At 35.2% G+C, this 19365-nt stretch carries 17 protein-coding genes, 1 pseudogene, 1 riboswitch and 2 other annotated features; of the genes and pseudogenes, 13 read left to right on the top strand and 5 right to left on the bottom strand.

What is annotated here, in order from left to right; translation table 11 throughout:
- Window positions 1–29: 29 nt before the first annotated feature.
- Window positions 30–494, bottom strand: a complete 465-nt coding sequence (locus MHI39_RS21895; protein ID WP_058006201.1) for an Hsp20/alpha crystallin family protein — start codon at window positions 492–494, stop codon at window positions 30–32.
- A gap of 256 nt (window positions 495–750) precedes the next feature.
- Here MHI39_RS21895 and MHI39_RS21890 point away from each other — a divergent pair, with 256 nt between their 5' ends.
- Window positions 751–966 carry a hypothetical protein gene (locus MHI39_RS21890; protein ID WP_058006214.1) on the top strand — a complete coding sequence of 72 codons (216 nt, stop codon included), beginning with the start codon at window positions 751–753 and terminating at the stop codon, window positions 964–966.
- Between the two features lie 107 nt (window positions 967–1073).
- On the top strand, window positions 1074–1553 hold the full coding sequence (locus MHI39_RS21885; RefSeq protein ID WP_342541479.1) for a hypothetical protein: 480 nt from the start codon (window positions 1074–1076) through the stop codon (window positions 1551–1553).
- A gap of 131 nt (window positions 1554–1684) precedes the next feature.
- Here MHI39_RS21885 and MHI39_RS21880 read toward each other — a convergent pair whose 3' ends face one another.
- The 3 genes from MHI39_RS21880 to MHI39_RS21870 form a co-directional block, all read right to left on the bottom strand.
- Window positions 1685–2056 carry a hypothetical protein gene (locus MHI39_RS21880; RefSeq protein WP_342540218.1) on the bottom strand — a complete coding sequence of 124 codons (372 nt, stop codon included), beginning with the start codon at window positions 2054–2056 and terminating at the stop codon, window positions 1685–1687.
- A 15-nt stretch (window positions 2057–2071) separates the two neighbouring features.
- The gene (locus MHI39_RS21875; RefSeq protein ID WP_058006198.1) at window positions 2072–2590 is read right to left on the bottom strand and encodes an acyl-CoA thioesterase; all 519 of its coding nucleotides are present in this window, start codon (window positions 2588–2590) and stop codon (window positions 2072–2074) included.
- 224 nt (window positions 2591–2814) lie between these two features.
- Window positions 2815–3693 carry a LysR family transcriptional regulator gene (locus MHI39_RS21870; RefSeq protein WP_058006197.1) on the bottom strand — a complete coding sequence of 293 codons (879 nt, stop codon included), beginning with the start codon at window positions 3691–3693 and terminating at the stop codon, window positions 2815–2817.
- Between the two features lie 203 nt (window positions 3694–3896).
- On the opposite strand from MHI39_RS21870, the gene MHI39_RS21865 reads away from it, so the two are divergent.
- The 4 genes from MHI39_RS21865 (at window position 3897) to MHI39_RS21850 (ending at window position 8062) form a co-directional block, all read left to right on the top strand.
- The gene (locus tag MHI39_RS21865) at window positions 3897–4739 is read left to right on the top strand and encodes a DegV family protein (protein WP_058006196.1); all 843 of its coding nucleotides are present in this window, start codon (window positions 3897–3899) and stop codon (window positions 4737–4739) included.
- A gap of 186 nt (window positions 4740–4925) precedes the next feature.
- On the top strand, window positions 4926–6206 hold the full coding sequence (locus tag MHI39_RS21860) for a S41 family peptidase (protein WP_342540217.1): 1281 nt from the start codon (window positions 4926–4928) through the stop codon (window positions 6204–6206).
- Between the two features lie 331 nt (window positions 6207–6537).
- Window positions 6538–7407, top strand: coding sequence for a YitT family protein (locus MHI39_RS21855; RefSeq protein WP_342541478.1), 870 nt, complete (start codon window positions 6538–6540; stop codon window positions 7405–7407).
- 163 nt (window positions 7408–7570) lie between these two features.
- The gene (locus MHI39_RS21850) at window positions 7571–8062 is read left to right on the top strand and encodes an 8-oxo-dGTP diphosphatase (RefSeq protein WP_180211497.1); all 492 of its coding nucleotides are present in this window, start codon (window positions 7571–7573) and stop codon (window positions 8060–8062) included.
- 589 nt (window positions 8063–8651) lie between these two features.
- Here the strand turns inward: MHI39_RS21850 and MHI39_RS21845 are convergent.
- Window positions 8652–9794 (bottom strand): annotated as a pseudogene (locus tag MHI39_RS21845) (ATP-binding protein).
- A 781-nt stretch (window positions 9795–10575) separates the two neighbouring features.
- Here MHI39_RS21845 and MHI39_RS21840 point away from each other — a divergent pair.
- From MHI39_RS21840 to MHI39_RS21810, 7 genes are all read left to right on the top strand, one after another.
- The gene (locus MHI39_RS21840) at window positions 10576–11709 is read left to right on the top strand and encodes an IS110 family transposase (protein WP_259544588.1); all 1134 of its coding nucleotides are present in this window, start codon (window positions 10576–10578) and stop codon (window positions 11707–11709) included.
- A 466-nt stretch (window positions 11710–12175) separates the two neighbouring features.
- On the top strand, window positions 12176–12997 hold the full coding sequence (locus MHI39_RS21835; protein ID WP_139254994.1) for a lipoate--protein ligase family protein: 822 nt from the start codon (window positions 12176–12178) through the stop codon (window positions 12995–12997).
- A 12-nt stretch (window positions 12998–13009) separates the two neighbouring features.
- On the top strand, window positions 13010–13978 hold the full coding sequence (lipA, locus tag MHI39_RS21830) for a lipoyl synthase (RefSeq protein ID WP_342540216.1): 969 nt from the start codon (window positions 13010–13012) through the stop codon (window positions 13976–13978).
- A 91-nt stretch (window positions 13979–14069) separates the two neighbouring features.
- Window positions 14070–14301 (top strand) — a binding site (T-box leader).
- Between the two features lie 51 nt (window positions 14302–14352).
- Window positions 14353–14588: a binding site (T-box leader), on the top strand.
- Between the two features lie 98 nt (window positions 14589–14686).
- Complete coding sequence (locus MHI39_RS21825) at window positions 14687–15763, top strand: bifunctional 3-deoxy-7-phosphoheptulonate synthase/chorismate mutase (RefSeq protein WP_058006190.1); 1077 nt, start codon at window positions 14687–14689, stop codon at window positions 15761–15763.
- A gap of 95 nt (window positions 15764–15858) precedes the next feature.
- Window positions 15859–17208, top strand: coding sequence for a sodium-dependent transporter (locus MHI39_RS21820; RefSeq protein ID WP_083498488.1), 1350 nt, complete (start codon window positions 15859–15861; stop codon window positions 17206–17208).
- Window positions 17209–17295: 87 nt separating this feature from the next.
- A riboswitch (cobalamin riboswitch) is annotated at window positions 17296–17484 on the top strand.
- Window positions 17485–17722: 238 nt separating this feature from the next.
- On the top strand, window positions 17723–18691 hold the full coding sequence (locus MHI39_RS21815; RefSeq protein WP_251346142.1) for an ABC transporter substrate-binding protein: 969 nt from the start codon (window positions 17723–17725) through the stop codon (window positions 18689–18691).
- A gap of 28 nt (window positions 18692–18719) precedes the next feature.
- On the top strand, window positions 18720–19316 hold the full coding sequence (locus tag MHI39_RS21810) for a cob(I)yrinic acid a,c-diamide adenosyltransferase (protein ID WP_058006187.1): 597 nt from the start codon (window positions 18720–18722) through the stop codon (window positions 19314–19316).
- The last annotated feature ends 49 nt before the right edge of the window (window positions 19317–19365 follow it).

The following is a 19365-nucleotide window of genomic DNA, read 5'->3' as shown; positions in this document are numbered from 1 at the left end:
ACTTTTTTTTAGACTTATATAGAAACTTTTTAAGAAATTGGAATTTGTTCCTCGCTTGAGTATTTTCTCATATAAGTTACTATCAGGAGACCACTTTCGAACTTTGCATATAATTCTGAGGCTTTTGTTGGTTCAGGAAGTTCTATTTTCCTCTCAAAAGCACCATATTTTCTTTCATTTTGTATAACAATAGGGTTCAGTAACGGTAATCGACTTGTTCCTTTTACTACTAGAATATTTCCTGCTAGTGATAAGGAAACATCCTCTCGTTTATAGCCAGGTAGTTCAATGATCACAATGATTTGTGTATCAGTAAGATAGATATCCACTAATGGATAGGTACTAGTAGAGCGAGCATTTGGTGTAGGAGGTTTACTGTTTGCTTCATTTTGAGAAGGATCTTTAGAAATTTGGTCGAAAATCATATCCCAAAAGTTCCCGTTTTGATATTTTTGTGAAATATCCATCCATTGCTTTAATTTATCTATGTCCACAGGTATACCTCCTTGCTTATATGATATTGAACAGGAACTGATGAATGATCCTAAATCATTTCTAATCTCATCTATATATCTTATTAATCAATCATTTTCTTCATGCACCTTTAATTCTTCATTATAAATAACTAACTTCATAAATGTTGAGGAAGAGTAATATATTTGGAAGGAAATCTTTCTCTTACCAAAGTAATAATTATCATAATAAGGAGGGAACAATGTGAAAGGAGCATCTGTAAATATCAATATTTTTATGTTAAAGATTAATTCCTTTGAGAATGCTTCAGCGGTTAATATAGGGCAAAATCTATTAGCAGACTGGAATAATTCAGATAAAAAATCACAGGGATATGGCCAAAATTTTGGTGATGAAAGCACTTTTGTTAGCCCACAAAGCTTTGTAGATGATAGGGACCAAATAGACTCTCCGGCTTCCTTTAGCTCGAACCCGATACTAAAAAGAGATTAAAAAATTATCGCTTTAGAAGAGGAAAAACTCACCTCGAAAAAATGAGACTTATATGGAATCACATCAAAGCTTAGGAAGAATATGCTGGAGATAGGGGTGTGAAGATAATGATGACTGGTGAGAGTAAAGAGAAACAAGTAATTCGTACTATTCAACGAGATATTAATATTGCAACAGCGGCTTTATTACTCACCGGACAAATTACTATTAGGGGAGTGTTTGTTACACCTCAGGCCTTTCGTTTATCATTAGGTGGTCCTATTACTGGTACTCAAAGGATAGAAGGAGTAAATAAAAATAAGACAGCAACTATTTTCGTTGACGTCATCGATATTTTTATTTCCATTTTACTGATTAAATCATCTTTAGCAGTTGAGGGAGTTTTTATAGGATCTAGAGAATTCTCACTGGTTGTAGGAGGTCCAATCACGGGATTGCCATTACCAGAACCTTCACTTTCTGAAATAAAAGAGGATTATCATTTATATAAAAAAGTAATTTCCGATCGATTCCATCTGAATAAGGATTTAATAAACACCTTGAAAAGGAATGATAAGTATGGCTTTAACGGATCTACCAACGGTTAAACTTTCTAAAGGCGGGACGTTTCTAATAGCACTTCCTATTATCTTATTTATCTTTTTCTTTACTCAACCAAAGGAAAGTGATAAATAAATATAAAAAAGGCATAAAAGGGAATAACCTTTTATGCCTTAAATTATTTAATAATGGGTGCTCCAGTTAATGATTCAGGAACGATGCCGAGAGCAAGAAGGCTTAATTTTGCATAGCCATTGCCTTTGAACTCAGTAAAAAATTGTTTTAGTTTATCAAAATCTATATCATTTTTTAATAATTGAACTTCTTTTTTGTATAAACGCAGCACAGATGCTTGAACAAAATTAGGAGAAGAAGTGCCTGGATCTTCATCCATTAATAAGCATCCCATATATTGATATTTAAAATTTAGTGCTCGTGTTAAATTTGTCACATGTACTAAGCGATCAAAAAGGGCAGGAAAGGATTGTTGTAAGTTTGCAAGGCGCTCTTTTGCAGTTTGCAGTTCATCAAGACTTGACAGTGTCAACATAGCAAATTTCCCTCCTTAATTATCCCACGGTTTATTTACATTAAGATAACCAGCGAGCTCTTTACTCTTTTGTCTTCTGAGTCTACGTATTTCTGCTCTTTCTTTCCCTGTATTGTATAAAAACTTTTCTTCTTCTGTTTCTGGAATGACTTCTGGAACGGGAACAGGACGTTTATTTTCATCTAATGCAACAAAGGTTAAAAATGCCGTTGCAGCAATTCTACGTTCGCCAGTCATGATATCCTCTGCAATTACTTTACAGAATATTTCCATTGACGTACGACCTGTATAAGTGACGAAAGATTCAACACAAACAGAATCAGTTTGGTGAATCGGGTATAAAAAATCAATTGAGTCAGTGGATGCCGTTACACATTCTTTTACCCTTGAATGTCTACGGGCAGACAATGTTGCAGCATCATCTAATTTTTTCATCAAAATTCCACCGAATAATGTATTATAATTATTTAAATCGCAAGATAATACTTGCGCAGTATTTACGATACGACTTTCTTTTACTTTTTTTGCATTCATATTACTGCTTCCTTTCATAAAGAAAATCCTATGAAACTTATGGGAGTTCTCCTAGCATTAATAAGTGTACGCCCCAAATAACGAGAAGTAAAATGGTTAAATTTCATTGGAAATATAGCTTTTATCAATGAAACCGCTTCTCCCTTTGCCTACCTAAATGTCAGCGAAAGAAGGATACAATATAAAAGGAAGAAAAAAGTATATTCAGTCAAATACTTGATTATTTATGATAAGTGTTTTTTTGTAAATTGCAGCCATTCTTTCGCTGCATAGGAAAGATATTGATTTTTATTCCAAATGATTGCTAATTCCCAGCGGATGGAAGGGTTTTTTATCGAAATCGCCTTTACATTTTTACTTAAATGTCGACAAATACTTTCAGGTAAAAGTGATACTCCTAAATTCCAAGAAACCATCTCTTCAATGAAAGACCATTGTGAACTTTTTGAGATGACATGGGGATTGAATCCTACACTGTTACAAGAAGAAATGATACGGTCATGTAATGCAAAATCTTTATTAAATAAAATAAATGGTTCAGAAGCTAGTTCAACTAGGTGAACCTCCGTTTTCTGAGCTAATGGATGTGATGGATGAATAATTAATTTTAAATCCTCCTCCATTAAAGGGAAATGTAAAAATAGCTCATTATTCGTTGGAAGTACGATAACACCGACATCTAAATGATTATTGTGAACATCCTCTTCAATTTTTTTTGAACCGTCTTCTCCAAATTCAAAAGTAATTCCAGGATACTTTTCATGAAATCGTCCGATTAGTTGAAGTAGAAATTGTGCGTCAAAAATAGGTGGGATTCCAATTCGAATATGTCCTTTTTTTAACTCTAAAAGATTATCTAATTCCGTTTCTAAATTGTGAAAGGCAAGGTCAATTAACTTTGCTTGTTCCAAAATGATTTGCCCAGCATCTGTTAATGTTAGCTTCTTTTTAGAACGATCAAACAGAGAAACTCCTAGCTCTTTTTCGAGGTTTTTAATCATTTTACTAATAGTTGGTTGGGTGATATATAAATGTTCAGCAGCTAATGAAAAACTATTGTATTTTGCAACCTCTAAAAAATATTGTAAATGTTTAATATCCACGCGTAATCACCACTCAAACTTATATTGTAATTTGGATATTATATCGTATTCTACCCAAAGAAGTACAACTTATCGATTTTATTAATAAATTGTGATGAAATCTCCTTAATTGGATGCAATAATCCATTTAGTTTTCATTAATGTCTGATATATAATAAAATTAGTGAAATTTTTATTAAATTTATTTTTTAAGGAGTCATGAAATGCCCAAAATTAAAATAGTAACCGATTCAACGGTTGATATGTCTAACGAAATGATAAAAAAATATGGAATTGAAGTTGTTCCCTTATCCTTATCCATTGATGGGGAAAACTTTCTTGATCGTGTAGACATAACTCCTTCTGAATTTATTCGGAAAATGAACGCTGCACAAGAACTTCCTAAGAGTTCTCAACCTCCAGTTGGTGTATTTCTTGAGCTATATGACAAATTAGGGGAAGGCGGGTACGATATATTATCGATTCATATGTCAAATGGTTTAAGTGGCACTGTAAACTCTGCAGAAAATGCGGCTGCCTTATCAAAGGCAAATGTAACAGTGATTGATTCTCGTTTCATTTCGAAAGCGTTATCATTCCAAGTCATTGAAGCTTCTCAAATGGCGGAAGATGGAAAGACTATAGAGGAAATTCTAGACAGATTGGAGACCATTCGATCAAAAACTAAGCTATTTGTAGTAGTTGAAAAGCTTGATAATTTAGTAAAAGGTGGAAGAATAGGAAAAGGAAAAGCGCTAATTGGTTCCTTGCTTCATATTAAACCCATTGCATCATTAGAAAATGGGGTCTACCATCCTTTAGCAAATGTTAGAAGTCATGCACAGGTTGTTAAATATTTGGTGAAAAACCTCGCTGAGGATGCAATGGGAAAGACGATTAAGAAAATCGGAATAGCCCATGCTGAAGCATCCGAATTAGTTGCCAAATTGAAAACGGCAATTTTCACAACAACTGGTTACGAAAATATAGATATTGAGTTTACGACTCCAATTATTAGTACCCATACAGGTGCGGGAGCAATTGGTTTTATGTATTATGTAGAATAAATGAGACTGTCTTTTTAGGGAGGGTATGAATTTACCTTTCCTTTTTTGATTTTAAGTTTTAATACTATTGAAAATACATTTTTCCCATTCTACCTGAAATGCAAAAAGTAATTACGATCTTACTTGAATAAAAGGAATTTCCACAGTTGTAGAGAAAATCTATAATTAAGGATGGGGGGGTTAGCGATGTATAGTGAAATGTTTAAAGAAATCGTTTCGATTTGTCGCCATGATTATTCCGGATGTCAAGATAAAAAAGGTTGGGATTATCCAGAAAAATATGTTGATGAAATATGTATTTTAGAGGAAAAACAGGAATTAACTCCTGAAAAATTTGTAGAAATTGTACAAGATTATTTACTTGATTTTAAGGAACAGCATATGTTTTTTAAAACATCTAAAAAAAGTGCAGAAAACCGTTATGATGTTGGCTTTAAAGTTAGAAGATTCGAGAATCAATTATTTATTACAGATGTCGGAAAGGAAATGAGAGTAAAGAAAGGCCATGCAATTGTGTCATTAGGGAATGTTCCGGTTATCGATTTAGTCGAAAAGCACCGCAGAGAGTTGATAGAGGACCATCAGGAAAGGGAAAACTGGAATTCTATAATTGGAAAATATCAATTTTGCGAAATAATGGATGGAAATGGGCATACCTATCAGATGGAGTTAAAAAAATATGAGAAGGATGAATACACACCTCAATATACGATTGAGGAGCTGGAAAAAGGAATCCTTCTTATGACTTTAACAGACTTTGCTAATGCTGATGCAATTACACAGTTAGTGCACCAGCATCAAGAAGCATTAGAAAATTGTAGAAAATTAATTATTGATGTGAGAGTCAATTATGGGGGAAATGACTCCTCTTATTTTCAATTGCTTCCCTACATATTTGAGAATCGAGAAGTGAATATAAATACTGAAGACGATGAATATATGCTCATCAACTGTACAGAACGATCCTGTGAACTTGAAATAGCCGAAATGAAAAATGCTATCGCTTCAACGGAAGATGAGTATACAAAAAAAGTATTAAAAATCTTTTTAAGGGAGTGGAAAAAAAATAAAGGAAAGGGCTTTGTTCAATTTGATTTGTCTGATTTAGAGGATACTATTATACAAGGAAGAAAAAACCCTGAACAAATTATTGTAATGACTGATGTCACTTGCGGTAGCTCAGGAGATTCCTTTGTAGAAATTTGCAAAAGATCTTCTAAGGTAACAGTTATTGGACGATCTACAGCAGGTTTAAATGACTACGCTAATCTTGCCGTAATGAAATGGCATGATGAATTTGAATTATGGTACCCAACATCAAGGTTATCAAGAATTGATAGTGGAAAAGGAATGACTGGAGTAGGTATTAAACCACATATACATATCCCATGGACCCCTAAACATCTTTTCGACGATGTAGATATTCAGACGGCATTGAAGTTATTAGAAGAAAAAGCAAAAGCTTAATGTTTTAGTGAGCAGGTAGTCAATATATCTGCTCTATTTTTATCGATGAAAATTCTAAAATATTTGTATGGATAACTGTAGTGTACAAAGTGTGTTAGGTCAACAGTTTGAGAGCAAAAATCAGCAAGTGGTTTAGGGTAGGACCTTCGGAGAAATCCGTCATTTGAACTCTCTACTTGTAGGGGCACCTGCACATTATTACGATAAAGTAGTATAAAAAGTAAAATTGACAGACCACTTATATAAAAATTAATATATAATAGATAAGTTATATAAAAAATAGAAATTATATCTATATTATAAAATTTGGCTACATAGAAAGGACATAATGATGAAAGAAATGCATAAGTCGAAACATGTGTTAAAAGAATATTTTTTCGTTATTATCGGTGCGGTACTAGTCGGTTTAGCCTATAACATGTTCCTCTTACCTTCAAAGCTTGCTGCAGGGGGAATATCAGGTGTTAGTACAATTTTGCATGAAGTATATGGGATTGAACCAGCCTATACACAATTTTTAATCAATATCCCATTATTTATTATTGGTTGGATTACGATGGGAAAAGATTTTAGTGGGAAAACATTAGTTGGTACATTTTGTGTCCCATTTGTTATATGGCTTAGTACAGATATCCCGATCACTGTAACGAATCCTTTTTTAGGTTCACTTTATGGTGGGATAGTTCTTGGGATTGGTCTAGGAATTGTATATAAAGGAAATGGATCAACGGGTGGAACTGCGGCAATTGCACAGATCGTTAAAAAATTCACGGGATTATCAAGCGGCTATTCTCAATTAATTGTAGACGGTCTTGTTGTAGCAGCATCCTTAATTGTATTTAATCTAGAGCTGACTTTATTTGCTTTAATGTGTATATATGTTTCAAGTAAAGTAATCGATTTTGTACAACTACGAACATCAGCAACGAAATTAATCTTAATTATTACAGAAGAAGAAGAAAAAGTTCAATCAATGATTCGTGATGAAATCGATCGTGGTTTAACAAAGATTCGTTCAGTAGGTGGATATTCAAATCAAAATAAAACAATGATTCTTTGTGTTACAGAACAGGTGGAAGCGATTTACCTTAAGAAAAAACTCCAACAAGAAATTCCAACGGCCTTTGTTGTATTTATTAATGCATCTGAAATTCTTGGACGAGGCTTCACGATTGATAAATATTATGGTCAACAATTATAGGATGTTATAATAATAAGGAGCTTGTTCCTATATGGACAGGCTTCTGTTTTTTAGAGGGAAGTAATGGGTTAGACGAACAGCAATGATTAAAACAAAAAAGCATTGAATCTTATTCCTTAAATAGTAGGTCAATCATATATTCTGACGAAAGGAAGGAAAGTTTATGCAATATAAGTACACGATTTGCTTTATTAAAAGAGGTCATCAGCTCCTCATGCTTAATCGTGAAAAGCCCGAATGGATGGGAGTGTGGAATGGTGTTGGTGGTAAAATAGAGAAGGGTGAAACGCCGGAAGCAGCAATTATTCGTGAAATTAAGGAAGAGACTGGAATTGATATCGGTCATGTAGCATATAAAGGAACGGTTACCTGGTCGGTGAATGAAAGTTATATTGGTGGCATGTATGCTTTTGTCGCTGAATTGCCAGAAACCTATGAATATCACACTCCTATTAAGACTCAAGAAGGGATCTTGGACTGGAAGGATCTATCTTGGATTCTTCATCCGGAGAATGTTGGAATGGCAAATGTGAAGTTTTTCTTACATAAAATGTTGGATGATTATCGTATTTATGATCATCAGTTTATATATATTGATGGTGAAGTGGTTGACTTTCATTCAGAACGTCTAGATACGTCGACAGTTCTTCATTAAAGCTCTTTTCTCAAAAAATTGATGCTAATGAGGAAATGTTTTAACGATAAAAAAAGGTTGAAAATCGACAAGTCCATCATACCGCAGAGAAAAGAGCTACAATCTAAAAAAGACCGCGCTCTCTTTACTAGGTGTAAAAGCCGGCAGTAGGGCTTTTACAAATACACCAACAATTTTTTCTATATATTAAAGCTCTTTTCTCAAAAAATTGATGCTAATGAGGAAATGTTTTAACGATAAAAAAAGGTTGAAAATCGACAAGTCCATCATACTGCAGAGAAAAGAGCTACAATATAAAAAAGACCGCGATCTCTTTACTAGGTGTAAAAGCCGGCAGTAGGGCTTTTACAAATACACAAACAATTTTTTCTATATATTAAAGCTCTTTTCTTAAAATTGTGCATTTTAGGTAATGTTTAATTAAAAAAAGTGAAGATCGACAAGTCATCATAACACAAAGAAAAGAGCTGCAAACTATAAAAAGACCGCGATCTCATTTTTTTAGCAACAAACTATACTAAAATAGCTTTTATTAAAAATTAGTTGTCCTAATAAGGGGGAGCTCCCCTTATTGGACAATCTAATTCAACTATATTCCGAAACCAACACTTGAACGTTCTTCCCAATGGTTTCGCAGTGCTTTTCTATTATTTGTCTGTAAATCCCTCAGTATTTTTTCAATGTTTACCTGCTGCTCATAATGCCATTGAAGGGCAATAGACATATATAATTCATTTAATTGTGCAATGGATAGACCATTCGTTTCTTTAACTAAGTGATCTAGCTCATCTTCAGCTACAAATTGATGGATATTCTTTTTTATCAAATATTGTCTTCGAGTGTGCTGATCTGGAAGTGTAATTTCGTATGCACGATCAAATCGTCCGGCCCGATTAATTAATGCAGGATCAATTTTTTCTGGATAATTCGTTGTTCCAATTAGGAAAATTCCTTCTTTCGAAGAAGCACCATCAAGTGCGTTTAAAAATACAGATCGAGACTCTTCAGGCATGGAGTCTATATCCTCGATAACTAAGGTCATGGGTGCCATTTTAGTAACCGTATTAAACACCTCTTTAATGGATTAACTATTCGTATATTCTGTTATTTGCCAATAAACGACTGGTGCAGATATACTTCCAGCAATCGACTTTACTAGAGTCGTTTTTCCATTCCCTGGACTTCCATACAAAAGAATCCCACGTTTATATGGAATATCATATTTCTTGAAAAACTCACCCCCATGTATAAAGAACTCATCGATTGACCGGAAAATTTCAGTTTTTATTTCTTCATCCAATATCACATCTTCCCGCATTACTTGATGAGTAATTCGTTCCTTTACTCTTTCAATTCCATCATCAGTATCTGTGAAAATAGTAATGGCATCCTTCATATATTCTTTTTGTTTTTTATAAATATAATCAAAGAACCCTAGTAAACTTTCATCATTATTAGCAAAAATAAAATCCTCTTCATAATCTTCATGACTTTGAAAGATTGGTAGCTTTGCAAAGGCTACTTGATACATTGGAAAATAATAGACCGAATTATTTAAGGAGGGGATGATGTTGAATTGGTGCTCCTGATTAAAATTCGAGTATTTAATCGTTGCAGTTTCTAAACAGTCAAAGACATGTCCAATGATTTGAATGTCATTTGGATCTGATTGTATGACATATTCAATCGTATCCCATATTTCCTCTTCAATTCCTTCTTTTGAAGTATACATGTTAAAATCGATTCCTGTTTCATTTGCTAAAAGTTCCTTAATCCGATAAATAGCAGCAGCAAAGTCAAAATAGTGAGGCATCATTTCCTTCGTGATATCTTTAAAATTTATAATAGATGGGATATCTTTCATTATGATTTCCTTTCTTTTATTGAATTAGCTATAACTGTAAATCATTAAAAATAGGATAGCAAGAAAAACATAGATTCGTTTATTAACTTGATAGATCGGTTACATCGACATTACTTGGTCTTATTATGGATGGTTTAGAGGACCGAGAAATTATTTCAAACAATGTGAAGGGAGCTGAACAAGTCTGTCATAAGTTAGGCAATCTGTTTTTGTAAAAGGCTGTTTTCGTATAGTTTGTTGCTTTTGTAAAAGCCCAACTGCCGGCTTTTACTCTCAATAAAAGATTCTAGCGGTTCTTGAGGAATGCAGCTCTTTCTCAGTAAAATGAAACGTGTAGCAATTCTCAGACTATATTTATTCGTTATAACTTTACTTCAATAGCAACAATGTTTGAGAAAACTTTCATGATCTTTCGCTCTCAACCCAGAATGAAAATGGGTTCACTGCCCCATAATGTAGATACCACAAACAGTGAGTATATGACGTAGCTCTTATTGGTGGTTTTACCCTGTTGAGAAAACTGTTGGAATGAATTTGGTGCACAACCCATTGTTAGCTCTCTCATTTCGAGAGATGACTACGAACAGAAAAATGTTTAATTTCAAATTCATTCCACTGTTTGTGGAATATTTTCAGAAGGTGGAGTGAAATGGAAACATTGCACAAACGATGTGCAGGCCTAGATGTTCATTCGGAAACAATAGTTGCCTGTGTCATTCTTGGAGAATCAGAAACTGACTTGATTAAGGAGACCGAAACATTTCCTACTTTGACGAAGGATCTGTTTCATCTTCTTAAATGGCTTGAGGAGAAGGAAGTAACCCACATCGCAATGGAAAGTACAGGCGTCTACTGGAAACCTGTATACAATATCTTGGAGGATTTCTTTGATATTACTTTGGCAAATGCTCAAAGGATTAAAAATGTCCCTGGAAGGAAAACAGATGTTTCGGATGCTGAATGGATTGCTAAATTATTAAGACATGGCTTAATAGAGAAAAGTTTTGTCCCTTCTGAAGACTTTCGAAATTTAAGAGATTTGACTCGCCTCAGAAAAAAATGGATTGGACACATGACATCCGAAAAAAACCGAATCCAAAAGGTACTAGAGTCCTCAAATATCAAATTAAGCACAGTTATTTCAGATGTATTTGGAGTATCAGGACGAAAACTGTTGGAACAACTCATGAATGAAGGTTATATCGACCAAGAAGATGTCGAACAAAAAATACATGGAAGAATGGCCCATAAAAAGCAATTGATTACCGACTCACTATTTGGAACATTAAATGATCACCAGCTATTTCTTATTAAGCAATCTTGGATGCACATTGTTAATTTAGAAGAATTAATATCAGATATCGAGAAAAGAATCGACGTCATTTTATCCAACTATCAGGAGGAAGTACAGCTTCTGATTACAATGCCGGGAATTAAGAAAGACACGGCAGCTGTTATCATTGCGGAAATAGGAGTAGATATGGGACAATTTCCAACCTCTAAACATCTTGCATCATGGGCAGGATTGTCGCCCGGAAATCACGAAAGTGCCGGAAGGAAAAAAAACACTAAAACGGTTAAAGGAAATCCTCATATTAAATCTGCATTGTGTGAGGCTGCGTGGGCTGTTTCAAGAAGTCGGAAACAAAGATTAGGAATCAAATATTGGTCACTAGCTGCAAGAAGGGGAAAGAAAAAAGCACTCGTTGCCATCGGACATCGAATGCTAACTATTGTCTATCATATGCTTCAGAATAAGGAACCCTACCACGAGTCAACTTAAATTAGCATTATAGACAAACAACAGAAAAGTTAAACGAGAAACCGAAAAACTCGGTAGCTCTGCTTTCCTATTGCCCAAATTAAATTATTTATAGCTTGCACAATTTTAATCAAGTTTAAACTCAATAAATTATTCTTAAAGGCGGAGTTTTATTTTCACAGAAAAGAGCCTTGTAAAAAACATTACTAGACTGGATTTTTTGTCATGGATATTATCTGGAGAATTTAGATGGGCAAAAGGATAAAAACTAGTACATTAGTAAGTTGAGTGAGGGGGATCTATTTAGGTTTCTAACCCGATAATTGAAAGAAAATTAGAATTATATTCATAATAGAGTAATTAGTTAGGAAGTTGTTGACAATCTTCTTCTGAATGCTATCATAAAATTGATTGAAAACGATGAATATTATTCCAATATAGTAAATTAGGTAATTGTTTTATCTAACTATGCTGAGGCGGTGAAAGCATCATGAGTGAACAGTGGTATTTTATTGATTCAGGTGAAAATAGTCCATCCTTTAATATGGCGATGGATGAGGTCCTTCTTGATTGGCATTCCCGGGGGTTACTTCCTCCTATTCTGCGATTTTATAGTTGGAAGCCTGCAGCATTGTCTCTAGGACATTTTCAAAAAACGGTAGGTAGAATCGATGTTGATAAGGCGAAAGCAATTGGGGTTGAAATTGTGCGAAGGCCAACTGGTGGACTAGCCGTTTTACATGACAAAGAACTAACTTATAGTGTAGTGCTAAGCGAGAAGCATGATAAAATGTCGCCATCAATCATTGAGGCTTACCGAGTACTATCACAAGGTATACTTGAAGGATATCGCTATCTTGGAATTCAAGCTGATTTAGCTATTCCTAATGCACCTATTGGAAAGACCGGTACTGCCGTTTGTTTTGAAGAATCTTCGTGGTATGAATTGGAGATCGAAGGAAAAAAGGCAGCTGGAAGTGCACAAACCCGACAAAAGGGAGTTATTTTACAACACGGCTCGATTCCAATGGAAATGGATATTGAACAATTATATGATTTATTTACATTTCCGAATGAGAAGGTGAAGAATAAAGCAAAACACCTTTTTGAACAAAAAGCTGTTACGATTAACCAGATTCTTGGACGTCAAACGTCACTCGAAGAGGTAAAAGATGCCTTTAAAAAAGGCTTCGAAAAAGGATTAGATATTGAATTTACAAGCTATCAACCGAATGAGCAGATGTTAGAAGAAATAAAAGAACTTATGCGGACAAAGTATGAAAGTGAGAAATATACTTTTCAAAGATAGGGGTTAATATCAATGGCGAGAAATGAAGAGTACATAAGAAAACCTGAATGGTTGAAAATTAAACTGAATACGAATCAAAGCTATACTGGTTTGAAAAAAATGATGCGTGAAGAAAGATTGCATACTGTTTGTGAGGAAGCAAAATGTCCTAACATTCATGAATGCTGGGCCATTCGAAAAACAGCTACGTTTATGATATTAGGGGATACTTGTACACGTGGCTGTCGTTTTTGTGCGGTAAAAACAGGATTGCCAACTGAATTAGATTGGGATGAGCCGGAGAGAGTGGCGAGATCAGTAGAAGTGATGGGACTTCGTCATTGTGTCGTTACTGCAGTTGCTCGTGATGATTTGGCTGATGGAGGTGCAGCAGTTTTTGCTGAAACGATCCGTGCGATTCGACGTCGTGTTCCATCTTGTACGGTTGAGGTTTTACCTTCTGATATGAAGGGGGATTATGAAAGCTTACATACACTTATGGATGCAGGACCAGATATCTTTAATCATAATATTGAAACAGTTAGACGGTTAACAAAACGTGTTCGTTCAAAGGCGACTTATGACCGTTCTTTAGAATTGTTGAAAAGGGTTAAAGAAATAAGCCCAAACACTCCGACTAAATCAAGTCTTATGGTTGGTTTAGGAGAAACTCATGAGGAAGTACTTGAAGCGATGGATGATTTACTTGCGCATGGAGTAGATATTATGACGATCGGACAGTATCTTCAACCAACGAAAAAACATTTGCGCGTAGAACGATATGTACATCCTGATGAATTCGCTAAGTGGAAAGAAATTGCGCTTCAAAAAGGCTTTAAACACTGTGAAGCAGGTCCTATGGTTCGGTCTAGCTATCATGCAGATGAACAAGTAAACAAGGCTGCGCGTCTAAGACAATTAGAGGGAGAGAATTCTGATCCAGACCATTTAATTAGCCAATATAAAACAAAGGTAACAGGGACAGAACATCCGAAACTATAATCCTTTACAAGAAAAGAATTCTACACTGAAACTTAAAAAAGGTATTGACAGTTTTGAAAATTTCGCTATATAATACTAACCATACTTAAATATTCATGCATTGAAGGGAATATAGTATTGTTTATCTCCCTGTTTTATAGAGAGCTGATGGTCGGTGCAAGTCAGTACAAAGATAAACATGAATTTCACTCCTAGAGCACTTTTTCATAATAAAGTTGTCATGCTTTATGAAGGAAAAGGCGGTCAATTGATCGTTAACAATGAAGAGTGGTAGATAATTGGATCTACAACTAGGGTGGTACCGCGATAATATCGTCCCTACTGATTTATTCAGTAGGGACTTTTTGTATTAAAAAAATAATAATAAGCAAATAATATAAGCGAAGATAGGATGTAAAGTAGTGTTTATCTCCCTGTTTTATAGAGAGCTGATGATTGGTGGAAATCAGTACAAAGATAAACATGAATTTCAATTCTGGAGCTTTCTTTTCTAAAAAAGATGAAACATCTTCTAAAAGAAAAGACGGTCAAATAGATCGTTAACAATGAAGAGTGGTAGATAGTCATATCTACAACTAGGGTGGTACCGCGATAATTGATCGTCCCTACTGGATATCCAGTAGGGACTTTTTGTGTAGTTAGTTGGTGCTGTCTATAAAGCAAAGACAGTTCCTTTAAATACATTTTGAAAAATAGGAGGAATGAAGAATGGGAAACAATGAAATGGTTCAATTACGTCAAAAGGTGGATGAAATTAATACACAGCTACTGCACCTACTAAATGAACGTGCAAAGGTAGTCCAAGAAATAGGTCAGTTGAAAAAAATACAAGGTACAAAGCGATTTGATCCGGTACGTGAACGAGAGGTTCTTGATATGATTGCAGAACAGAATGAAGGACCGTTTGAAACAACGACTCTACAGCATATTTTTAAGACGATTTTTAAAGCGAGTCTTGAATTACAGGAGGATGATAATCGAAAAGCTTTACTTGTTTCCCGGAAAAAGAAGCAAGAAAATACGATTGTTGATATTAAAGGAGAAAAATTAGGAAGTGGCTTACAAACATTTATTATGGGGCCCTGTGCAGTAGAAAGTAAGGAACAAGTAAGACAAGTTGCAGAAGCTATGAAGGAGCAAGGCATAAAATTAATGCGTGGAGGAGCCTTTAAACCAAGAACATCTCCATATGATTTTCAAGGCTTAGGGGTTGAGGGTCTGCAAATATTACGTGAAGTTGCGGATGAATATGATTTAGCCGTTATTAGTGAAATACTCAATCCGAATGATGTGGAAATCTCTCTTGAATATGTTGATGTGATCCAAATTGGAGCGAGGAATATGCAGAATTTTGATTTATTACGTGCAGTTGGAAGAGTAAATAAGCCTGTTTTATTAAAAAGGGGATTGGCTGCAACCATTGATGAATTTGTTCATGCGGCTGAATACATTATTTCACAAGGAAATGACCAAATTATTTTATGTGAGCGGGGAATTCGTACGTACGAAAAAGCAACTCGGAATACCCTTGATATTTCAGCTGTTCCGATTTTGAAGAAGGAAACTCATTTACCAGTAGTGGTAGACGTTACCCATTCAACAGGACGAAAAGACTTGCTTCTTCCAACGGCAAAAGCAGCATTAGCAATTGGGGCAGACGCAGTCATGGCTGAGGTTCACCCTGATCCTGCTGTTGCTTTATCGGATTCCGCCCAGCAAATGGATATTCCGCAATTCCATACATTTATGGATGAATTAAAGGGGTTTAAAAACAAACTTGCTTAAAGCAAAATCGTAGCTGTCTATTAAGGGGTCTGACCCCTTAATGACAACTGCAAACGAGAATATAGGAAACATAGTTGTTTACATCTGAGAGGAGAATGAGAGTGAGTCAGCAAGAACAGTGGTCATCAAAGCTTGGCTTTATATTAGCTGCAGCAGGGTCAGCAATAGGTTTAGGAGCAATTTGGAAATTCCCTTATATCGCAGGTCAAAATGGGGGAGGAGCTTTCTTTCTAATTTTTATTCTATTTACATTATTACTAGGACTTCCATTGCTTTTAGCGGAATTCTCCATTGGTCGATTAACACAAGAAAATGCAGTGGATTCGTATCGAAAAATAGCACCAAAAGCGAAATGGCACTGGATAGGAATTTTAGGTATGATTGCGTGTTTTATTTTACTTTCTTTCTATAGTGTCATTGGTGGTTGGATCATTATTTATTTATACAAGGCGATTACCGGTCAGTTAAACGGTCTTTCATCTGATCAATATACACAAGTATTTGGGGACACAATTTCTGATCCAATTATTAGTTTAATCGTGCAATTATTATTTATTCTAATGACGATTGTTGTTGTTGCAAGAGGGGTTCAAAAAGGGATTGAACAAGCAAGTAAGATTATGATGCCTGCATTATTTATACTATTTATATTATTAGTTATTCGTTCAATTACCTTAGATGGAGCAATGGCTGGTATATCCTTTTTACTGCAACCGGACTTTTCAAAATTAACTTCAAAAACGATCTTGGAAGCCATGGGGCAATCATTCTTTACGTTAAGTGTAGGTGTTTCAGTAATGGTGACGTATAGTTCGTATTTACCGAAAAATCAAAGCTTACCCCGTTCAGCTTTTTCTATTGTAGTAATGAATTTAGTCATTGTACTTTTAGCTGGTTTAGCAATCTTTCCAGCAGTATTTGCTTTAGGATTGGAGCCGGGTGCAGGACCTGTACTGTTATTTAATGTACTTCCAACAGTCTTCAGTCAGTTACCGCTTGGAATGCTTTTCTTTATAGCATTTTTAATTTTATTCCTTTTTGCGGCATTAACATCAGCTTTTTCTATGCTTGAAATTATTGTGTCTGTGATCACTAAAAAGGATATAAAAGGACGTAAAAAATGGTCATGGATCATCGGAATTGCCATCTTTATTTTTGGTATTCCATCTGCCCTTTCATACGGAGCGTTAGGTGATGTTACTCTTTTAGGTAAAACATTTTTCGATTTAATGGATTATACCGTTAGTAATATTTTAATGCCGCTTGGTGCCCTTCTTATCGCTATTTTTGTACCACTTAAAGTGAAGAAATCCGTTCTTTACGAGGAATTAAAACAAGGGAGCGGTCTTAAAAGAGGACTGTTCGAAGCTTGGTATTTCCTCATACGTTTTGTTGCACCAATTTTAATTTTTGTTGTCATGTTAGATGTGCTGGGAGTTTGGTAGTGCTGTAAATCATTTATTAGCATAAAATTTTTCAGGATAGTCATCCATATATCTTTCCTGTATAATTGTTAATGGTTGAAAATTTAATATATTGCAACGAAAACAGGTACTTTCTTTGTGAAGGTTTAAAAGGGAAGTTTGGTGTAATTCCAACGCGGTCCCGCCACTGTAAATGGGAGCAAACTGTAATATCCACTTTATCCATTAAAGGATAAGGGAAGGTACAGGGAGCAATGATCATGAGCCAGGAGACCTGCCTGTTTTTTGAGTGCACCAGTTTGCCTACGAGGATAGGGGGGTGTTGACGAAAACGTTTTTTAGCGTGCATGATTTGCTATTATACCGTTTTACATATGACATCTCTTTTATTAGAGATGTTTTTTTTAGGTCTTTTTCATAAAAGATATGAACAAATGTATTGTTTTTTTCCTTCTACATTAATTATGGAGGATAAAGGATCTTTGTGAAAACGGCCATCTTTATGACTATTTTAAATGTAAAAAGGAGTTTACAAATGAAAAAGCTATTAAGATTTATACCTATTTTTTTACTAATTTTTATATTGGCTGCATGTGGTACACAGCAGGATAGTGAAAAGAAAGTAAGTGATAATAAGCAGGAGACTAAGCAACAAGACCAAGCTTTTCCCGTAACAATTACGGATGGAACCGATAAAGAAATTACTATTGATAAGAAGCCAGAGAAAATTGTTTCCCTTCTTCCAAGTAATACAGAAACAGCCTTTGCCCTTGGGTTAGATAAAGAAATTGTTGGTGTCTCGGATTTTGACAATTATCCCGAACAGGCGCAGTCAAAGGAAAAAGTTGGTGGACAAGAATTCAATGTTGAAAAAATAATTTCTTTAAAACCTGATATTGTTTTAGCTGATGCTTCACAGGCTCATAATTCTAAGGATGGATTAAAGCAATTAGAGGATTCAGGAATTAAGGTTATTGCCGTCAATAATGCAAGCTCATTTGCAGATACGTATAAAACGATTGAAATGATTGGTGCAGCAACTGGGACAAAGGAAAAAGCGGATGAAATTGTCGATGGAATGAAAGCAAAAGTTGAAGAAATTAAAGAAAAGGCGGCAGGAATTTCCAAGGAGGAGCAACCAAATGTATGGATGGAAATCTCTGCTCCACCAGATATTTATACAGCAGGTTCAGGTACCTTCATGAATGAAATGCTAGAAATGCTTGGCGCCAAAAATATTGCAGCTGCTGAAGAAGGATGGCCGAAATATTCGGAAGAAGCAGCAGTTAAAGCAAATCCGGATGTAATGATCATAACATATGGTTATTATGTAAAGGACGCAGTAGAACAAGCTTATAGCCGTAAAGGGTGGGAAGAAGTATCCGCCATTAAAAATAAACGAGTATATAGTGTCGATTCTGACAAAGTGTCAAGACCAGGTCCACGTCTTGTGGAAGGTTTAGAGGAAATGGCAAAGGCAATATATCCCGATACATTTAAATAAGTGGAGATAAGAGTGAGGAGGAAATGTTATGAGAATCTATACTAGAACAGGTGACAAGGGGCAAACAAGTATCATCGGTGGTAGAGTAGATAAAGATGATTTAAGGGTACAAGCTTATGGAACAGTGGATGAAGTGAATTGTTTTGTTGGACAAGCGATGGCTGAATTGGATCCCGATCTTTTTTCTGACGTACTTGATGATCTTGAAAAAATTCAACATGAATTATTTGATTGCGGAGGGGATCTAGCGACAAAATCAACTAAACGTCCTTATAAGCTTCAACAAGACATGATTGATTACCTTGAAGAGAAGATTGATGAGTATATCGCCAGTACACCTGAATTGGAACGCTTTATTTTACCTGGTGGGACAAAAGCGGCTGCTTCTATTCATATAGCAAGAACAGTTACAAGACGTGCTGAGCGTCTAGTTGTTAGTTTCTCAAAAGCTGAAGAAATTGTTCCTCCACTCGCTCAAATGTATTTGAATCGTTTGTCGGACTATTTTTTTGCTCTTGCAAGAGTAATTAATCACCGATCAGGAAAAAAAGATGTAGAATATATTCGAAGTGCCAAGGTTTTTCGTGACGGCAAAAGAAAAGAGAACAAAACAGAAGAAAATTGATTGATAGAAATAGGGGCTGTCTAAAGGCATAGGGGTCTGTCTCCTTTTT

Origin of the sequence: Heyndrickxia sp. FSL K6-6286 (assembly GCF_038630395.1) — a bacterium.
GTDB classification, from domain to species: Bacteria; Bacillota; Bacilli; order Bacillales; family Bacillaceae_C; genus Heyndrickxia; species Heyndrickxia oleronia.
The sequence above is the reverse complement of the archived record's forward strand: the minus strand, read 5'-3'. Positions and strand labels throughout refer to the sequence as shown.

Coding starts and splice junctions, on each gene's coding strand:
- MHI39_RS21875 (WP_058006198.1), bottom strand. CDS start 2,590: ATGAATGCAAAAAAAGTAAAAGAAAGTCGTATCGTAAATACTGCGCAA.
- MHI39_RS21815 (WP_251346142.1), top strand. CDS start 17,723: ATGAAAAAGCTATTAAGATTTATACCTATTTTTTTACTAATTTTTATA.
- MHI39_RS21860 (WP_342540217.1), top strand. CDS start 4,926: ATGTATAGTGAAATGTTTAAAGAAATCGTTTCGATTTGTCGCCATGAT.
- MHI39_RS21840 (WP_259544588.1), top strand. CDS start 10,576: ATGGAAACATTGCACAAACGATGTGCAGGCCTAGATGTTCATTCGGAA.
- MHI39_RS21820 (WP_083498488.1), top strand. CDS start 15,859: ATGAGAGTGAGTCAGCAAGAACAGTGGTCATCAAAGCTTGGCTTTATA.
- MHI39_RS21890 (WP_058006214.1), top strand. CDS start 751: ATGTTAAAGATTAATTCCTTTGAGAATGCTTCAGCGGTTAATATAGGG.
- MHI39_RS21865 (WP_058006196.1), top strand. CDS start 3,897: ATGCCCAAAATTAAAATAGTAACCGATTCAACGGTTGATATGTCTAAC.
- lipA (WP_342540216.1), top strand. CDS start 13,010: ATGGCGAGAAATGAAGAGTACATAAGAAAACCTGAATGGTTGAAAATT.
- MHI39_RS21855 (WP_342541478.1), top strand. CDS start 6,538: ATGAAAGAAATGCATAAGTCGAAACATGTGTTAAAAGAATATTTTTTC.
- MHI39_RS21825 (WP_058006190.1), top strand. CDS start 14,687: ATGGGAAACAATGAAATGGTTCAATTACGTCAAAAGGTGGATGAAATT.
- MHI39_RS21880 (WP_342540218.1), bottom strand. CDS start 2,056: ATGTTGACACTGTCAAGTCTTGATGAACTGCAAACTGCAAAAGAGCGC.
- MHI39_RS21885 (WP_342541479.1), top strand. CDS start 1,074: ATGATGACTGGTGAGAGTAAAGAGAAACAAGTAATTCGTACTATTCAA.
- MHI39_RS21850 (WP_180211497.1), top strand. CDS start 7,571: ATGCAATATAAGTACACGATTTGCTTTATTAAAAGAGGTCATCAGCTC.
- MHI39_RS21810 (WP_058006187.1), top strand. CDS start 18,720: ATGAGAATCTATACTAGAACAGGTGACAAGGGGCAAACAAGTATCATC.